This is a genomic window from Amycolatopsis sp. NPDC004169, assembly GCF_040610315.1.
In the GTDB taxonomy this organism is placed as follows: Bacteria; Actinomycetota; Actinomycetes; order Mycobacteriales; family Pseudonocardiaceae; genus Amycolatopsis.
Genome location: NZ_JBEXMD010000024.1, coordinates 92,374 through 108,655, shown reverse-complemented (window position 1 = coordinate 108,655; position 16,282 = coordinate 92,374). Strand labels below are relative to the sequence as shown.

Sequence of the window (16,282 nt, the reverse complement as noted above, 5' to 3'; positions counted from 1 at the left end):
TCGGGTCGGTCAGTGGGTGAGGACGGGTTCGGCATCGGGGCTGACGGTCAGGGGGCCGGTGCGGAAAAGGCCGGCGGCGAGCAGGGCACCGGCGAAGAACAGTGCGGCGGCGATCCGGAACACGAAGTGGTAGCCGGCGAAGGTCGCCGCGGCGAGGCTGGCGGGGTCGGTCGCGGTTGCGGCGTGGGCGGTGAGGTAGCTCGTGGTGGCGGTCGCGCCGAGGGAGCTGAACACCGCGAGGCCGATCGAGCCGCCGACTTGCTGGGTGATGTTGGCCATCGCCGACGCCGCCCCGGTTTCGTGCGGCCGCACGCCGCTGGTGGCGGCGTTCTGGCCGGGGCCGAAGATCAGGCCGAGGCCGAGGCCGATGACGAGCAGGGCCGGGAGCACGCCGCCGGGGTAGGTCGAGTCCGCGTCGAGCCCGGTGAGCAGGACCATGCCCACGGCGGCGAGCAGGCTGCCCACCGGGACGATCGGGCGCGGCCCGAACCGGGGGAGCAGCACCGCACCGGAAACCACCGCCCCGGCCATGACCAGGACGACCATCGGCAGGAAAGCCAGGCCGCTCTGTACCGGCGTGAACTTCAAGGTGTCGGTGAGGTAGTAGGTGACGAAGAGGAACACGGCGAAGCCGCCGGTGCCGGAGATCCCGATGGTCAGGTAGGACCCGCCCCGGTCGCGGTCGAGGATCACCGACAGCGGCAGCAGCGGGTTCCGGACCCGGCGTTCGACGAGGACGAACGCGATGACGAGCAGTACGCCGAACGCGGTCGGGCCGACGGTCCACGCGTCGGTCCAGCCGCGGGAGGCGGCGTTGCCGAGGCCGTGGACGATCCCGAACAGGCCGAGCAGGGCCAGGGCGGTGCCCGCGAGGTCCAGGGGCGTGCGTGCCGGGCGGGCCCGGTCGACGAGGAAGACCAGCGCACCGCCGATGGCGATCGCGGCGATGACGACGTTGACGTAGAGGCACCAGCGCCAGGACAGGCTCTGGGTGAGCACGCCGCCGAGCAGCAGGCCGAGTGCTCCGCCGGCGCCGGAGATGGCGCCGAAGACGCCGAAGGCGCGGCCGCGTTCGTCGGCGTTGCCTGCGAAGGTCACCGAAACCATGGCCAGTGCGGCAGGAGCGAGGATCGCGGCGAACGCGCCTTGGGCGATACGGGCGATGAGCAGGAGGGTGAACCCGTCCGCGGCGCCGCCGAGGGCGGAGGCGGCGGCGAAGCCGAGCATGCCGGCGATGAACAAGCGTTTGCGCCCGTAGAGGTCGCCGAGGCGGCCGCCGAGGAGCAGCAGGCTGCCGAAGGCGAGGGCGTAGCCGGTGACGACCCATTGGCGGTTGTCGTCGGAGAAGGCCAGGTCGTGCTGTGCGGTGGGCAGGGCGATGTTCACGATCGTGGAGTCCAGGATGACCGTCAGCTGGGCCAGGCTGAGGACGACCAGCGCGAGCCACCGGTTCGGGACGGCTTCGGATTTCATGGGAGACCTTCGATCGCTCACGGGCTTGACTTACCGATGTTATATTAACTTACCGACGATAAGTCAAATGTGGGCGGGTAAGGTGACCGGTCATGACCGACGACGTCGTCTGGCTGCGGGACGAGCCGCCGCGGCCGCCGAGGCGGAACACGCCGCTCACCCTGGACCGGATCATCACCGCTGCGATCGCCGAACTCGACGCGGCGGGCGCGGAACGGCTGACGATGCGCAGGCTCGCCGAACGGCTCGAGGTGACGTCCACTGCGCTCTACTGGCACGTCTCGACGAAGGAAGACCTGCTGGATCTCGCGCTCGACCACGTCGTCGGCGAAGTTCCGGTGCCCCCGCCGGGCTCGGAGCCCCGGGACGGGCTCCGGACGCTGCTCGTCGGCTGGCGCGCCGCGATGCTCGCCCACCCCTGGTCGCCCGCGCTGCTCGGCCGCCCGCTGCTCGGACCCAACGTGCTCGCGCGCACCGAGTTCATCCAGGCGATGCTCGTCCAGGCCGGGCTGGCCGGACTGGAACTCGCGGCCGCGACCCGCACCCTGGCCGGCTTCGTGCTCGGCGCGTCGCTGGCGGACGCCACCTGGCGCCGGCTGGACGACCCGGCCGCGATCGCCAAGGTCCGCGCGCACATCCTCGCCTCCGCCGAGCGCTATCCGACGCTCAGCACGTCCGGGTTCGTCGACGCCGGGTGGCCGGACGACGAGCTGTTCGCCGTCGGGCTCGACCGGGTGCTCGACCGGCTTCTGGCCGGAACCTGAGCGCGGCGGGCTCGCCGACCTCGCGAACCCGTAGCACCTCTGCCCGGAGACAAGGCCGAATGCGGCGAGGCAGCCGGCGCAAGTGCGGTCGTGGTTCCTCGGCTTCCGCAAGCAGCTACGCCGGCGTAACCGCCGACTGCCACCCGAACCGCCGCTTCGCCGTCAACTCCGTGGTCCGCCGTTGCCCGATGCGGCGGCAGGACTCCCTGACCGCTCCGGGCAGGGGCACCGGAGCGGCGCGAAAGCGGCCTGGCGACACCCCATACGAGCGGTGGAAGGCGGCGGAGAAGCTGAACTCCGTATCCCGCCAAGGCGGCGGATGGCGGTGTGTCGGATGCTCCTCAGCGCTGGGCCAACCCCTCGAGCAGCGCCGCCGAGAACTCCTTCGGCTTCTCGATGTGCGGGCTGTGGCCGGTGTCGGAGATGACCACCTCGCGGTAGTCGCCGCCCGCCGAGGCGTAGCGGTCGAGGACGGCTCTGGTCTGGGTGACCATCGGCTGCGCGGGGTGGGTGGCCTCGCCCGGCCAGCCGGGCACCGCGCCGAGCCGGCCGAGGTGGGCGAGGTCGAACATGGAGGTGTCGGACACGATCTGGTCGTCGGCTCCCCGCACCCAGAGGATCGGGGGCTTGGGCTCGATGGTGTCGAGGTCATCGAGGCGGAAATGGCCGGGCGCCAGGGTGTTGAGCACGCCACGGGTGCCCGGCGCGACGCCCGGCCACGCGTCGGTCGTGGTGGAGTCGCCGGGGTAGTGGTCGTCGCCGACCCGGGTGGTGAGCATCGACTCGACGAGGTCGTCGAGGCGGGCGGGGTGGAACGGCGGTTTGACGTAGAAGGCCAGCAGCACCTGTCGCGGGGAGAACGGCGACTCGTCCGATGCGTCGCCGTCCTTGAGCCGGGCGACGAAGTCCGGGTTGGCTCCGCCGCCGCCCGAGCCGGCGCCCGCCGCGTCGACCAGCTCGCCGTCCGCGCCTTTGGTGCCGCCGAAGCCGTAGGGCGAGACCGGGTTGACCAGTGTCACGGTGCGTGCGAGCGCGGTGTGGTCGCGCAGCAGCTGCAGGACCACGCCGCCGCCCATGCTCCAGCCGACCAGGTGCGCGGCGCCGACGTCCAGCGCGGCCAGCGTGGCGGCCACGTCGTCGGCGTAGTCGCGTACCCCGCGCGTCGCGTCCACCGGCAACGGATCGGTGCCGCCGAAGCCGCGCAGGTCCACCGCGATCGGGCGGTACCGCTCCGGCAGGTCGAGCATCGACTCCTGCCAGAAGGCGGAGGACGAGACGTTGCCGTGGACGAACACGACCGGCTCGCCGTGCTCGCGGCCGGCCACCTCCAGCACGTGCGTGGTCAGCCGGTCGGTCGGCACCTTCGCCGAGGTGATTCCGTCGAGGAGTGTGGTCACAGTCGTCCCTTTCACGCCAGCCAGCTCGTCACCTGGGACATCGACGCCGACGCCCAGCCCAGCTGCAGGTGGTTCACCGAGCCGACCAGTGCGGTCGCGGCGAGGTGGCCGATGCCCGTGCTGTCCAACGCGCTGGCCACGAACACGATGCCGTCGCTCGGGCCGCGGTTCTCGTTGAACACGCCGACGATGGTGGGCGAGCCGCCGGCCAGCAGGTACACCGAGACGCCCGCGGGGGTGCCGGCGGACTGGATGGCAGAGATCATCGACCCGGCGTCGATCGCGGCCTGGATGCCCGTCCCGTCGGTGTAGAAGCCCTGGCCGCCGTAGTAGGTCGTGTACCAGTCCTGCTGCGAGCCGTCGACGCCGAGCGTGCTGTCGAAGCGGGCCAGCATCTGCCGCTGCCCGGGATAGGTGTCCCAGCCGGCGGTGGGGGTGATCGACAGTTCCGGGTGGTAGGTGTACCTGCCGTAGCAGGTCATCCTGGTGTGCGGACTCGGCGCGTTGATGTTGACGCCGCACTCCGGCCAGATCGACAGGTCGTGCGCGTAGCCGTGCGCGAACGGGTAGTCGTAGCCCCCGTTCGGCCCGCCGAGGGTGATCAGCTTGCGCACGTCGCCGGCGTAGGCCCGGCCCCACGGGGGCTTCACCGAGGAGACGTACATCCGCGTGGACAGCTCGCCCTTGCTCCAGCCGACCAGATCGACCTGGCTAACCCCCAGCCGTGACTTGATCAGTGCGATCGCGTCACCGACCTGCTGTGCCTGCTGGCGGTTCTCGCCCTGCTTGTGCGCGAAGCCGATGGCGAACACCCGGTACCCGCGCGAGCTGAGGTACTGCATCAGCCCGGTCGACGGGCAGGTCGCCGAACCGCACCCGAAGCCGCCGGATTCGTTCGGATTGGCCCAGGCCCGGTCGGGGTTGTCGTTGGCACCGTGGACGAGCAGCACCGGCGTGGCCTTCGCGCCGGTCGACCAGCCGGGTGCGGAGTACAGCAGGAACCGCGACGAGGACGGCTGCGCCACGCCGCCGAAGAAGGTCAGCCGCTGCCCGTCCTGGTTGCCCCGCCCGTCCGGCGGGTACTGCTCGTCGGCGAATCCCGGTGTGGTGTCGCGGTAGCGCTCCACCTTGGCCCACCCGTTGGCGACGGTGCTGAACGTCGCCTCGTTGGTCAGGTAGGAGGGAGCGGCCGAGGCAACCGGCAGCGCCGGCGCGGCGACCTCCACACCGACGACGATGGCGGCAGCGGCCACCAGGCTGAGCAGGCGCACGACGGGCTCCTCACGACACCGGGGGGAACTCCGCAACTATCGGCTAACGAGCGAGCCGGGGCAATGTGCGCCGGCCACGTCCCGCACGCCTCGGACATGGTCGTGGGCACCACATCGAGGGGTGCGGTCACGGGTCGCCGAAGGTGCTCGGTCCAGGGTGCCTCGGGCTGTCCGGGCTTCAGTGGAGGTCGAGGCGGTGGACGATCTTCTCGCGCTCGGCCAGGTTCACGTGTGCCTCTTCTCCTCGGGCCTCCAGCAGCAACGCGACCACGGCCTCGATCGAAGCGATCGTCGGCACGAAGCTGTCGTAGGCCGAGGGTGCGGTGACCTGCTGGGCCAGCACCACGTCCGCGTGGTGGCTCACCGGGGACAGCCAGGGATCGGTGAACAGCACGATCGTGGCCTTGCGCTCCGCCGCCAGCTCGGCCAGGCGCTCCGTCGGGGGCTCGTAGCGCCGGTAGTCGAACAGCACCAGTACGTCCTTCGGGCCCCAGGACGAGGCAGCCGCCGCTCGCTGTACCGGGTGTTCGGACAGGACTTCGACTCGGTCGCGCAGCTGCATCAGGTGCAGGGCCAGGTACTGGGCGAACAGGCCGCTGAACCGGCCTCCGGCGAGCGTGATCCGCCGCTTGGGGTCGGTGAGCAGGGAAACCGTGCGGTCGAGGTCGTGTTCGCTCGTCTCGGCGAACGTGCGGTGGATCGCCCGGCCGAACTCGCCGGCCGCGCGGTCGAGGACCGCGATCGCGCCGATGGGCTCGTCCGCTCCCGAATAGAGCGTCAGCGGCGAGGCTTCCCGGGCGCCGAGCTCCTCGCGCAGTGCGGCCTGGAACGCCGGGAAGCCCGCATAGCCGAGCCTGGTGACCAGCCGGAGCACGGTCGGCGCGCTGACCTTGGACTGCTCGGCCAGCGCCGCGAGGGTTTCGAAGCCCGCCGCGGGGTAGTTCGCCAGCAGGATCCGGGCGACCTTGGTCTCGGCGGGGCTCAGCTCGCCGAGCCGCCGCCGGATCTGCTCGGCAACCGTGTCGACGGGCATCGTGGGGCTCCTCCGTGTGCCGGGGCGGCGGGATCGCCCCGCCGACAACCTAACGGACGGGCGCCGTGCACGCCGTCGGCCCGACGTCGAGCCGCAAGTCCAGGACACTGCCCGGGACCGCGGGCTTCGTCCACGTCCGGGTGGCCGCGGTCTTCCGGAGCCGGACGTCGAACCGCGGCGCGGTCTCGAAGGTGTGCGCGGTCGTCGTGCGGGCGACCGCACTGCCCGCCAGGGCGACGGCGGTGCGCAGGAGCGAATAGGGCGTGCCGGCCGCGTTCCGCGGCGAATGGAAGACGTCGTCGTTCTCCGGGACCGGGGACCGGTCCACCGGCGTGGCGGGCCGGGCACCGGCCGGCGGAACGGCCAGCCGGGCCGCCGGGATGTACCGGGCACCGTCGGTGAGGTAGTCGTACCGGACGTCGTGGACGGACCAGCCGCAACTCCCGGTGGTCGCCTGGCCGTGGCGCAGGTCGAGGACCGTCACGCCGTGTTCGCCGAGCACCCGGAGCGTTTCGGCCGGGCTGCCGGGGCGGTCGACCACCACCGCCGTGTTTTCGTCGAGGGCGTAGACGCGGTCGTGCCCCGTGTCGGCGGCCAGCCGCAAGGACCGGCCTTCGCGGCCGTCGACGCCGGTGTGGGTGTCCAGCAGGCCGGACGTGAGCAGGCCGAACCCGCCGGCCGGGAGGTAGCCGAGCACCGAGGGGTCCTCGAAGTAGCCGGGCCTGCTGCCGTCGCGCAGGCCCTCGTAGGAGTCGCCGCCGGTGACCATGTCGGGGCCGGACGCGATCTGGGCGCCCGCACTGGATCCCGAGATCACCGCGCCCGCGCGGAACTTCGCCCGGATGGCGGCCAGCACCAAGCTGTCGGTGTGCCGGTCCCCGCGCAGCAGCGTCGTCACGTAGCGGTACTGGTCGCCGCCGCCGAAGAAGAAACCGCTCATACCCCGGACCCGCGCGGCGACCGCGTCGGATTCCGCCGCGGCCACGTGGTCCAGGTCGACCGGGATCCACTCCGCGGCGGCACCGTGCTGGGTGAACAGCCCGGCGTAGTACGCGCCGTTGCACACGGAGTTGGAGCACTTCTCGGGGTCGTCGGCGTCGGGGTCCTGGCTGGCCGGGAGGGAGGCTGCGGTGATGATCCCGATCCGGGCCCGTGGGCCGCCTGCCCGCGCGATGACCTCGTCGAAGACGGCGTCGTTGTCTTCGGCGAGCGCGCCGCCGACGAGCACCAAGGACCCTCGTGCGGCCGTCGTCGCGTGCGCGGACGTCCACGAGGAAAGCAGGAGCAGGATCGTGACGATGATGGCGCGAGCCGGGCGTCCGGGCATCAGAGGTCCTTCCGGGCATCGAGGGTGCCGCAGGTGGCGATGAGCGTGGCGAGCAGGGCGACGCGGTCCGGCACGGAGGTGACGTCGAGCCACTCGCCGGGGGTGTGGTCCGCACCGCCGATGGGACCGAGCCCGTCGAGGACGGGCACGCCCTGACCGGCGATGAAGTTGGCGTCCCCCACCCCACCCGTCGCGGCCGCGTCGACGGCGAAGCCGAGCCGGTCGCCGATGGCGCGGGCGCGGGCGAGCAGCACCCGGGCGCCGGGGCCGTCTTCCATGACCGGGCAGTCGTCGAGCTGGGTGACCACGGCGGCGGTGCCTTCGACGGCGAGGTGCCCGGCGTGTTCGTGGATGCTCTTCGCGGCCCACTCCATGCCGTCCCGGGTCGGCGAGCGCACCTCGAGCTCGAGGCACGCTTCGGCGGAGACGATGTTCGTCCGGGTACCGGCCCGGATCGTGCCGACGTTGACCGTCACGCCGGGCCGCCGCCCGTTCAGCGCCTGGAGTTCGAGCACGAGGTTCGCCGCCGCCAGCGCGGCGTTGGCCCCGCGCTCCGGCTCGATCCCGGCGTGGGCGGCCCGTCCGGTGATGCGGATGTGGAAGTCGGCGACGCCCTTGCGGGCGAGCACCAGGTCGCCGTTCTCCCGGGCGCACTCCAGGGCCAGGGCCAGGTCCGCGGTTCCGGCCAGTGCTTCGGTGACCGGCCGGCTCATGGGCGAGCCGGCCTCTTCGTCCGGGGTGGCCAGGAAGACCAGCTCGGCGAAGTCCCGGAAACCCGTGCCGAGCAGCAGCTTCGTGGCGGTCAACCCGGCGAGCAGCCCGCCTTTGTCGTCGCTGACGCCCGGTCCGTAGGCACGCTTGCCGTCGGCGGAGAACGGCCGCGCGGCGGCGGTGCCGCGGTCGAAGACGGTGTCCAGGTGCCCGGCGAGCAGGATGCGCCGTCCGCCGCGGGGCCGGGGTGTCCGGCCGGCCAGCCGGCCGATCACCGCGTCGCCCCGCCCGTCCAGCGGCACCCGCTCGACCGCGAACCCCTGCTGCCGCAGCAGGTGCGTCACCCGGGAGGCCACCGCGTTCACGCCCTCGGGGTCGTCCGAGCCGGAGTCCAACGCGACGAGCCCGGCGAGTTCGCTCAGGTAGCCCGGCAGGCTTTCGACCGCGGCGCGCCGGAGCGGGTGCGCCAGGTCGGTCCGCAGGCTCACAGGACCTTCGCCAGGAACTCGCGGGTCCGCGCCTGGCTCGGCCGGACCAGCACCTGCCGCGGATCACCCTCCTCGACCACGACGCCCTCGTCCATGAACACCGCCTTGTCGGCGACCTCCCGCGCGAAGCCGATCTCGTGGGTTACGACGACCATCGTCATCCCGCCGGCCGCCAGCCCGCGCATGACGTCCAGCACGTCGCCGACCAGCTCGGGGTCGAGCGCCGAGGTCGGTTCGTCGAACAGCATCAGCTTGGGCCGCATGGCCAGCGCGCGGGCGATGGCCACCCGCTGCTGCTGGCCACCGGAGAGCTGGGCCGGGTAGTGACCGGCCCGGTCGGCCAAGCCGACCCGGTCGAGCAGTTCCCGGGCGCGCTCGCGCGCGGCGGCCTTCGTCAGGCCGCCGACGCGGACCGGGGCCTCCATGACGTTCTCTTCGGCGGTCAGGTGCCCGAAGAGGTTGAACCGCTGGAACACCATGCCGATCTCGCGGCGGCGGCGGGCGACCTCCCGCTCGGTCAGCTCCAGCAGCTTCGTCCCCTGCTGCCGGTAGCCGACGAACCCGCCGTCGATCGACAGGTGCCCGCCGTCGATCTTTTCGAGGTGGTTCATGCACCGGAGCAGCGTCGACTTGCCGGAGCCGGACGGGCCCAGCAGGCAGCACACCTGCCCGGCTTCGACCTCCAGGTCGATCCCGCGCAGCACCTCGAGCCGGCCGAACCGCTTGCGCACGCCGTGGGCGCTGACCATGGCCGGGCTCATCGGTCTTCCTTTCGCGAGAGCCGGCGGGACAGCCCGCCGGCGAACAGCCGGGCCGCGGGGCCCGGTCCGGCGGTCGTGGTGCCGCGGCCGAACCGCCGTTCCAGCCACGACTGCGGCCCGGCCAGCAGGGTGACCAGCGCCAGGTACCACGCGCCCGCCACCACCAGCATCGGGATGACCTGGTAGTTCTGGGCGTAGACGTCCTGGATGTTCGACATCAGGTCGTGGGCGGAGATGATCGAGACCAGTGCCGTCATCTTCAGCATGTTGATCACTTCGTTGCCCATCGGCGGGATGATCACGCGCATCGCCTGGGGCAGCACGATCCGCCGCAGGGTCAAGCCCGGTGGCATGCCCAGGGAGTGCGCGGCCTCGGCCTGGCCGACGTCGACGGACTGGATGCCCGCCCGCACGATTTCGCTGCAGTAGGCCGCTTCGTTCAGCCCGAGCGCGAGCAGCGCGGCGACGGCCGGGGTCAGCACGGAGTTGGTGTCCACGCTGAAGAACGTCACGTGGGTGAACGGGATGCCGATCATGATGCGCTGGTAGAGCGCGCCGGCGTACCCCCAGAAGATGATCTGGACCAGCAGCGGCGTGCCGCGGAAGAACCAGACGAAGAGACTGCCGAGGCTGCTCAGCACGGGGTTGTGCGACAGCCGGAGCACGGCGATCACCGTGCCCAGCGCCAGGCCGAGCGCCATCGCGGCGGCGGTGAGCCAGAGCGTGGTGGCGAGCCCGCGGAAGACCAGGCCGTCGAAGAGGTACTGCCCGACGATGTCCCAGTGCACGTTCGGGTTCTTCGCCAGGGAGCCGATCAGTCCGATCAGGGCGGTGAGCGCGATCGCCGCGGAGACCAGCCGGCCCCAGTGTCGCAAGGGGACGGTGGTCAGCTCGGCCGGCGGTGTCCGGCCGGTCGTCGCCTCCGGTTCGGTGTGGACGGTCATCTCAGGCCGCCCCGGCGTTGCGGGTCGCCTTCGGCACGGCGATGGACTCGACGCCGTAGGCGGCGCAGATCTTCTTGAGCGTGCCGTCGTCGATCAGCGCCTGAAGCGCCTTCTGGATCGCGTCGGTCAGCTCGGGCAGCCGCTTGGACACCCCGATCCCGTTGGGTGTCGCGTCGTAACCGCCGTCGGCGGCGGGGTCCTGGACCGACTCGAACGCCGAACCGCCGTCGGCCGTCTTGGCCGTCCAGCCGGCGGCCGGCTTGGTCAGGACCTCCGCGGCCACCTTGCCCGAGCGGAGGGCCAGCTGGGCGTCGGAGTCCTTCGGGAACGTCTGGATCGAGATCGGCGCGGGACACTTCGCCTGCTGCGCGGTCAGCAGGTCGAGCTGGTGGGTCGCGACCTGGACCGCGACGGCCTTGCCGCACAGGTCACCCAGGGAGCCGATCTTCTGCGGATTGCCCTTCGCGACGAGGATGCCCGAGCCGGAGACCGAGTAGTCGACGAAGTCGAGGACCTGCTGCCGCTTCTTCGTGTCGGTGATGGCCGACATGACGACGTCGTACTTGCCGGCCTGGATCGCCGGGACGATCCCGTCGAACTTCTGCGGCGTGAAGGCGAACTTGACTCCGAGTTTGCCGCCGAGGGCCTGGCCGAGGTCGTAGTCGAGGCCGGTCAGCTCCGGCTGTCCCTCCTTGACGAACATCTCGAACGGTGCGTAGGGGACGTCCGAGGCCACCCGGACGGTCCCGGTGTCGCGGATCGCGGCCGGGAGCGCGTCGTGCAGGTCCGCGGCCGCGCTGATGGTCACCCCGGCGACGGCGACGGTCTGCTGGGCGGGCGCTGCGGTGGAGGACGGGCTGCAGCCGGTCAGGGTGGTCACGAGGCAGGCGGCGGCCACGGCGGCGAGCGGGCCGGGGTGGGCAGGAGGTTTCACGAGCACGGTCGAGCCTTCCCGAGGAGTGGGGCGGGGTCCGGTGATGGCCGGTCGAAGGTGAAACGCAACTTACATCTTCCGTCAACATGAGGCTAGATGTAATATTTGTTTCTTCACCGGACCTGGGAGGGCACATGGGTCGTCGCCTCACCGTCTTGGCCGCCTGCATGCTGCTGGCCGTCTCCGGAACCGCTGTCGCCGAAGCTTCGGTCACCCGGTTCCGCGCCGGCAGCTCGATCGACGTCACCCGGCCGGACTGGTCGGGCCCGGCGTTCACGATGAACGGCTCCGGCGCGGTCGTCGACGCGAGCATGCGCCGAGCCGTCGACACCATCCGCGGCGGCAGCGGCACCCTCGACGTCGTGGTCCTCGCCGGCTCCACCCCGGCGAGCGGCAGCCGCACCCCCGAATGCGACGCCGTCATCCGGCTGGCCGGGGTGAACTCCTGCACCACCTGGGTGCTCACCCGGGCCGCCGACGGTGACGACAGCCGGGTCAACGCCGACCTCCGCAACGCCGAGTTCGTCTACTTCGCCGGCGGTGACCAATGCCGTTACGCCGCTTGGAAAGGCACCGCCCTGCAAGCCTCCGTCCGGTCCGTGGTCGCCAAGGGCGGCGGTGCGGGCGGGGGGAGCGCCGGGACGCACATCACCAGCTCGATCGTCTACAACGGATGCGGCGCCAGTGTCGACAGCCGGACCGCGCTCGACGATCCCTACTCCTCGGACATCACCTTCACCACGGGCATGTTCGCGTGGCCGGACTACGGTGACACGATCAACGACTCGCACTTCGTCACCCGTGACCGGATGGGCAGGCTGATGGCCTTCACCGCCCGGGCGGTGAACGACGGTCTCACCTCCGGCGGTGCCGCGTGGGGTGTCGGTGTCGAAGAAGGCGGCTCCCTCTTCCTCGACCGCACCGGCCTGGCCACCCTGTACGGCCAGGACGCCTACGTCGTCCTGGCCGACCACCGGCCCGAGCGGGCGGTGCCCGGCGAATCGCTCACTTACCGCGGGTTCAAGATCTGGCGCCTGCGCCCCGGCTCGACGTTCGACTTCCACAGCCGTCCCACGACCGGCTACTACCTCCGCGACGTCGATCGGGGCACGCCGGACGCGGACCTGTACGCCCCGTGACGCGGCTCGGGAGCAGCGCCGCCGAACTGGACTGGATCAACCTGCTCGTGTTCCGCGCGGTGGCGGAGGAGCTGTCGTTCACCCGCGCCGCGACCCGGCTGCGGATGTCGGTTTCGTCGGTGTCGCAGCGCATCCGGCGGCTCGAGCGGTCCCTCGGCGCCCAGCTGCTCGACCGCGATTCGAAGTCGGTGGCGCTGACGGCGGCCGGCGACACGACACTCGCCGCCGTTCTCGAGATCGACGCGGTCTGGGCCTCGGCGCACCGGCGGCTGGCGGCACCGGCGGCCGCCGACCGGCCGGAGAGCTACACCGTCGGCACCTACCGCGCCGTGCACGAAGACATGGTGCCGTTGCTCAGTGCGGTGGCCGGGGACGTCCCCTGGCGCCTGCGCTACTACCGCGCCTGCGCGGACGGGTTCGCCGACCTGCGCCGCGGCGCCGTGGACTTCCTGGTCTGGGAAACCTGGTACGGCCCGCGGGTCCGGCCCCGGCTGGACCTGACCGGGTTCGGCTCGGCGGACATCGTCCGCGATCCGGTGTGGGCCATCTTCGGCGCGCACCACCCCCTCGCGGGGCAGCCGGTGGTCACCTGGGAAGAGCTGTGCCGGTACGACTGGCTGACGCCGATCGACGACCAGCGCGAACTGATGGTCCGGATCTTCGCCGATCTTTCCCCGGTGCGGCCGCGTCTGGTCCACGACGTCGACGACAGCGTGCACATGGCCGGCATCCACGCGTTCAGCACCGCGGTCGACATCGGGCCGCCGAGCTACCGCTGCGAGCCCGGCATCGTGTCGCGCCGGCTCCTCGGCGGCCCGGTGTCCCGCTATGCGCTGTCGTGGCGCGACGACCCGGCGGTGGCCGCCCTGGCGCCGACCGTGCTCGGTCTCTACCGCGAGCGGTACCGGCGGCGTGTGGCGGAGAACAACCCGGCGCACTACGCCTACATGGCGAAGAACCCGCTCTTGTACCCGGGAATCGACCTGCCCGGCGAAGGGGGCTTTACGCCGGCGTAAACAGCCGTGCGGTTCGTGAAGGAATCTCCTGTTGTCCGGCTATCGTGTTTCGCTCAGGCTGTGCTCGTGCGAACGAGAATCACGGCAATCCTGTCCTTGCTCACCGTTGCCTTCGTGTCGCCGACGACCGGCGTCGCGGCGGCCGCCGACTACACCGCCACGGTGACCGGGTTCGCCGCCGGCGACAACGATCCGCCGGGCGGCGCGATCGCCTACCCCGGCTCGGCACCGAGACACGGCACGGCCAACGGGACCGGCACCTACGACAACCCCGTCACCCTGGCGTCCGACCCGCGCTGGCTCAGCGCCGGAACCCGGGTGTACATCCCGTACCTCAAGAAGTACTTCGTCATGGAAGACCTCTGCGGCGCGTGCCAGAGCGACTGGTCCGGCGGCAAGCGCCGCGTCGACGTCTGGATCGGCTACTACACCGGATCCAGCGCCGCCGCCTGCGAAAGCGCCATCACCCGCAGCAGCGCCACGATTGTCGTCGGTCCCGCCTCGGGACTGACCGTGGACACCACACCCATCCTCGGCTCTTCGGGCTGTTACCTGTAATTTCCGGGAGAACGCATGACTCGCTCGTTCAAGAACGCAGTGTTGCACCTGGTGTCCGCCGCGGTGGTCGCGGCCGGCCTGTGCGCGACCCAGGCCGTGGCAGCGCCAGGGGTGGCGTCGGCCGGGGAGTGTCCGTCGGCCACCGCACTGTCGGTCATCAACCAGGGGCGCACGACCTTCGCGAACTCCCACGAAAGCGGAGTCGCCGACAACGCCACCGCGCTCAAGGAGATCAACCAGGCCGCTTCCGGCCTGGCCGCGCAGCGCAGCAGCTACGGCACCGCGCCGGGCGGTTCGGTGTGCCTCAAGGAATCCATGCTCAAGGGCCTCTACTTCGTCGGTTCGGCGTACCGGCTGTCGATCAGCGAGATCGCCGGCGGATCGCACACCGCCGGGTCGGCCCACTACGACGGCCGGGCCTTCGACATTTCCGTGATCAACGGCGTCACCGTCGACTCCGGGAATGCGTATTACCGCGATGTCATGCAAAGCTGCCGCAACAACGGGGCCAGCCTCGTCCTCGGCCCCGGCGACGCCGGGCACGACACCCACCTGCACTGCCAGTGGTCCGCCTGACCCGGGATCCCCGGCCCTCCCAGGTGGACGGTCACCGGGTGCGGAGGTACTGCTCGGCCCGGACGACCGCGGCCGCCGACCACGCTTGGGGCTTGCAGGCCGCCGGGTAGGCCAGGGGTGCGCCGGAATCGTCGAGCAGCGCGAACAGTTCGGGAACGTGGCCGCGGAAGTGGCCGGCCGTGCGCAGGATGGCCTCCGCCAGCCGGCCGGCCTGGTCGTGGTGTCCTTCCGCGGCCAGGCCCGTCAGGGCGATGGCCGTGTCGTGGGGCCAGATCGATCCACGGTGGTAGCTGAACGGGTTGTAGAGCGGGCTGGCCGAGCTCAGGGTGCGCAGCCCGAAGCGGGTCGTCAGGTCGGGGTGGCCGAGCCGGTGTGCGACGAGGGCCGCTTCTTCGCCGGTGAGCAGTCCGGTGCCGAGGAGGTGCGCCATGTTCGAGGTCGCGCCGTGGACCGGATTCTTCTCCGCGTCGAGAGCGATGGCGGGGTACCTGCCCGATGCGTCCTCGGTCCAGAAGGTCGCTCGGAAGCGCTGTTCGAGCCGGTGCGCCCAGCTGGCCCACTCCGCCACCTCCGGCCGCCGGAAGGCCTGTCCGAGTTCGACGGCGGCTCGCGCGGCTGCGTAGGCGTAACCCTGGGCTTCGCACAGCGCGAGCGGGGCTCGGGGATGACGGCCGTCGTCGTGCAGGAAGGCGTCGTGCGAATCCTTCCACCCCTGGTGGGTGAGGCCGCCGGCCGGCGAGGGCCGGTACTCGATCAGCCCGTCCCCGTCGGGGTCGGCGTCGGTTCCGGTGAGCCAGCTCATCGCCGCCAGGAGGTGGGGGAGCAGTCGCTCCACCTCCTCGGCGGGCAGGCCGGCGTGCCACGCTTCGTGCAGCAGGCAGATCCAGAGCGGGGTCGCGTCGATCGTCCCGTAGTAGCGGGAACCCAACCGCACCTGGCCGGTGTCGATCGGTGCCGCGCGCACTTCGTGGAGGATCTTGCCGGGTTGTTCTTCGGTGTGCGGGTCGTACCGGACGCCTTGGCGGCGGGCGAGGGTGCGCAGGGTGCCCGCGGCCAGGTGCCCGCCGAGCGGCAGCAGGAGCCGGGCCGCCCACAGCGAGTCCCGCCCGAACAGGGTCAGGTACCAGGGGGCGCCGGCGGCGAGGTAGACGTCGTCCGGGCTGTCCGGGTCCGCCAGCAGCAGCGCCCGCAGGTCCTCGAGGCTTTCCGCGACCGGGGCCGGCACGTCCGGTGTCACTGTCCACTGTGGAGCACGGGCCGCGGGCCGCTGGTCGAACTCGCTCGGGCCGAACGTGGCGGCCACGGTGACGTCGAGGTGCCAGGATTCGCCCGTCCCCAGTTCCAGCTGCCACGTCAGCTCGGTCACGGAGTCGGCGTCGACCTCGGCGATCCCCGCCGGCTCGGTGCGGAGGACGGCCGAGGCCCGCTCCTCCTGCCAGCGGATCCGGTCGTCGACCACCGGCGGGACGGCGGCGAGGGTCCGGCCGGCCTTGACCGCGTCCATGCCCGCGAAGTCGGTCGCCACGCGCAGGCTGATCGTCAAGGTCCGCCGGCTGTCGAAATTGGTGACGGTGAGCCGTTCGGCGAGGGTCGCGGGGTGGACCTGGCGCCGGTGCTCCAGCAGCAGCGTCGCGTCGCGCGAGTGGGACTCCGACTCGCGCGCGACGGCGTGGAACACGGCTGCCGAGGGCTGCTGGAGTTCGTGCCCGACGGAGACGGTGGGCACGTCCGCGATCGCGAACTCCAGGAGCGCGAGCACGCGGACGTCGTGGCTGAACCAGCCGGTCGCCCCGCGGCCGGACAGGTGCCCGTCGGGGTGGGAGCACACGACGGAGGGAGCGTTCAGCACGGTGATGAGACTGTGCAGCGACGTGCTCGAGCCGGTCACGG

15 protein-coding genes are annotated in these 16,282 nt (G+C 71.6%); 5 read left to right on the top strand and 10 right to left on the bottom strand.

What is annotated here, in order from left to right:
* Positions 1-9: 9 nt before the first annotated feature.
* Positions 10-1,473, bottom strand: a complete 1,464-nt coding sequence (locus ABZX11_RS29030; RefSeq protein WP_354918709.1) for a DHA2 family efflux MFS transporter permease subunit — start codon at positions 1,471-1,473, stop codon at positions 10-12.
* Positions 1,474-1,565: 92 nt separating this feature from the next.
* On the opposite strand from ABZX11_RS29030, the gene ABZX11_RS29025 reads away from it, so the two are divergent.
* Positions 1,566-2,237 carry a TetR/AcrR family transcriptional regulator gene (locus tag ABZX11_RS29025; RefSeq protein ID WP_354918706.1) on the top strand — a complete coding sequence of 224 codons (672 nt, stop codon included), beginning with the start codon at positions 1,566-1,568 and terminating at the stop codon, positions 2,235-2,237.
* A gap of 341 nt (positions 2,238-2,578) precedes the next feature.
* On the opposite strand, the gene ABZX11_RS29020 is transcribed toward ABZX11_RS29025, so the two are convergent.
* The 8 genes from ABZX11_RS29020 to ABZX11_RS28985 form a co-directional block, all read right to left on the bottom strand.
* Positions 2,579-3,634, bottom strand: a complete 1,056-nt coding sequence (locus ABZX11_RS29020) for an alpha/beta hydrolase (RefSeq protein WP_354918703.1) — start codon at positions 3,632-3,634, stop codon at positions 2,579-2,581.
* Between the two features lie 11 nt (positions 3,635-3,645).
* Positions 3,646-4,905: a lipase gene (locus ABZX11_RS29015; RefSeq protein WP_354918700.1), complete on the bottom strand. Its 1,260-nt coding sequence runs from the start codon at positions 4,903-4,905 to the stop codon at positions 3,646-3,648.
* A 178-nt stretch (positions 4,906-5,083) separates the two neighbouring features.
* Positions 5,084-5,938, bottom strand: coding sequence for a MurR/RpiR family transcriptional regulator (locus tag ABZX11_RS29010; RefSeq protein WP_354918697.1), 855 nt, complete (start codon positions 5,936-5,938; stop codon positions 5,084-5,086).
* 49 nt (positions 5,939-5,987) lie between these two features.
* A complete protein-coding gene (locus ABZX11_RS29005; RefSeq protein ID WP_354918694.1) occupies positions 5,988-7,265 on the bottom strand; it encodes a Type 1 glutamine amidotransferase-like domain-containing protein in 1,278 nt (425 codons plus the stop codon).
* Positions 7,265-8,464 (bottom strand): M20 family metallopeptidase, encoded by a 1,200-nt coding sequence (locus ABZX11_RS29000; RefSeq protein WP_354918691.1) that lies wholly within the window; start codon positions 8,462-8,464, stop codon positions 7,265-7,267. The genes ABZX11_RS29005 and ABZX11_RS29000 overlap by 1 nt, the downstream gene beginning before the upstream one ends.
* The gene (locus tag ABZX11_RS28995; RefSeq protein WP_354918688.1) at positions 8,461-9,225 is read right to left on the bottom strand and encodes an amino acid ABC transporter ATP-binding protein; all 765 of its coding nucleotides are present in this window, start codon (positions 9,223-9,225) and stop codon (positions 8,461-8,463) included. Before ABZX11_RS28995 ends, ABZX11_RS29000 begins: the two co-directional genes overlap by 4 nt.
* Entirely contained in the window at positions 9,222-10,169 is a 948-nt protein-coding gene (locus tag ABZX11_RS28990; protein ID WP_354918685.1) for an amino acid ABC transporter permease, read from the bottom strand. The genes ABZX11_RS28995 and ABZX11_RS28990 overlap by 4 nt, the downstream gene beginning before the upstream one ends.
* A 1-nt stretch (position 10,170) precedes the next feature.
* Complete coding sequence (locus ABZX11_RS28985) at positions 10,171-11,109, bottom strand: ABC transporter substrate-binding protein (RefSeq protein ID WP_354918682.1); 939 nt, start codon at positions 11,107-11,109, stop codon at positions 10,171-10,173.
* Positions 11,110-11,237: 128 nt separating this feature from the next.
* Here ABZX11_RS28985 and ABZX11_RS28980 point away from each other — a divergent pair, with 128 nt between their 5' ends.
* The 4 genes from ABZX11_RS28980 (at position 11,238) to ABZX11_RS28965 (ending at position 14,392) form a co-directional block, all read left to right on the top strand.
* On the top strand, positions 11,238-12,242 hold the full coding sequence (locus tag ABZX11_RS28980) for a hypothetical protein (RefSeq protein ID WP_354918679.1): 1,005 nt from the start codon (positions 11,238-11,240) through the stop codon (positions 12,240-12,242).
* A complete protein-coding gene (locus tag ABZX11_RS28975) occupies positions 12,239-13,258 on the top strand; it encodes a LysR family transcriptional regulator (RefSeq protein ID WP_354918676.1) in 1,020 nt (339 codons plus the stop codon). Before ABZX11_RS28980 ends, ABZX11_RS28975 begins: the two co-directional genes overlap by 4 nt.
* Before the next feature lie 66 nt (positions 13,259-13,324).
* A complete protein-coding gene (locus ABZX11_RS28970) occupies positions 13,325-13,816 on the top strand; it encodes a hypothetical protein (RefSeq protein WP_354918673.1) in 492 nt (163 codons plus the stop codon).
* A gap of 15 nt (positions 13,817-13,831) precedes the next feature.
* Positions 13,832-14,392 carry a hypothetical protein gene (locus ABZX11_RS28965; protein ID WP_354918670.1) on the top strand — a complete coding sequence of 187 codons (561 nt, stop codon included), beginning with the start codon at positions 13,832-13,834 and terminating at the stop codon, positions 14,390-14,392.
* Between the two features lie 31 nt (positions 14,393-14,423).
* Here ABZX11_RS28965 and ABZX11_RS28960 read toward each other — a convergent pair whose 3' ends face one another.
* Positions 14,424-16,280, bottom strand: coding sequence for a glycogen debranching N-terminal domain-containing protein (locus ABZX11_RS28960; protein WP_354918667.1), 1,857 nt, complete (start codon positions 16,278-16,280; stop codon positions 14,424-14,426).
* Between the last annotated feature and the right edge of the window lie 2 nt (positions 16,281-16,282).

Excerpts from the sequence above, each read along its gene's own strand:
- ABZX11_RS29030 (WP_354918709.1), bottom strand. The coding sequence starts at position 1,473 with ATGAAATCCGAAGCCGTCCCGAACCGGTGGCTCGCGCTGGTCGTCCTC.
- ABZX11_RS28995 (WP_354918688.1), bottom strand. The coding sequence starts at position 9,225 with ATGAGCCCGGCCATGGTCAGCGCCCACGGCGTGCGCAAGCGGTTCGGC.
- ABZX11_RS28965 (WP_354918670.1), top strand. The coding sequence starts at position 13,832 with ATGACTCGCTCGTTCAAGAACGCAGTGTTGCACCTGGTGTCCGCCGCG.
- ABZX11_RS28980 (WP_354918679.1), top strand. The coding sequence starts at position 11,238 with ATGGGTCGTCGCCTCACCGTCTTGGCCGCCTGCATGCTGCTGGCCGTC.
- ABZX11_RS29005 (WP_354918694.1), bottom strand. The coding sequence starts at position 7,265 with ATGCCCGGACGCCCGGCTCGCGCCATCATCGTCACGATCCTGCTCCTG.
- ABZX11_RS29010 (WP_354918697.1), bottom strand. The coding sequence starts at position 5,938 with ATGCCCGTCGACACGGTTGCCGAGCAGATCCGGCGGCGGCTCGGCGAG.
- ABZX11_RS29025 (WP_354918706.1), top strand. The coding sequence starts at position 1,566 with ATGACCGACGACGTCGTCTGGCTGCGGGACGAGCCGCCGCGGCCGCCG.
- ABZX11_RS28990 (WP_354918685.1), bottom strand. The coding sequence starts at position 10,169 with ATGACCGTCCACACCGAACCGGAGGCGACGACCGGCCGGACACCGCCG.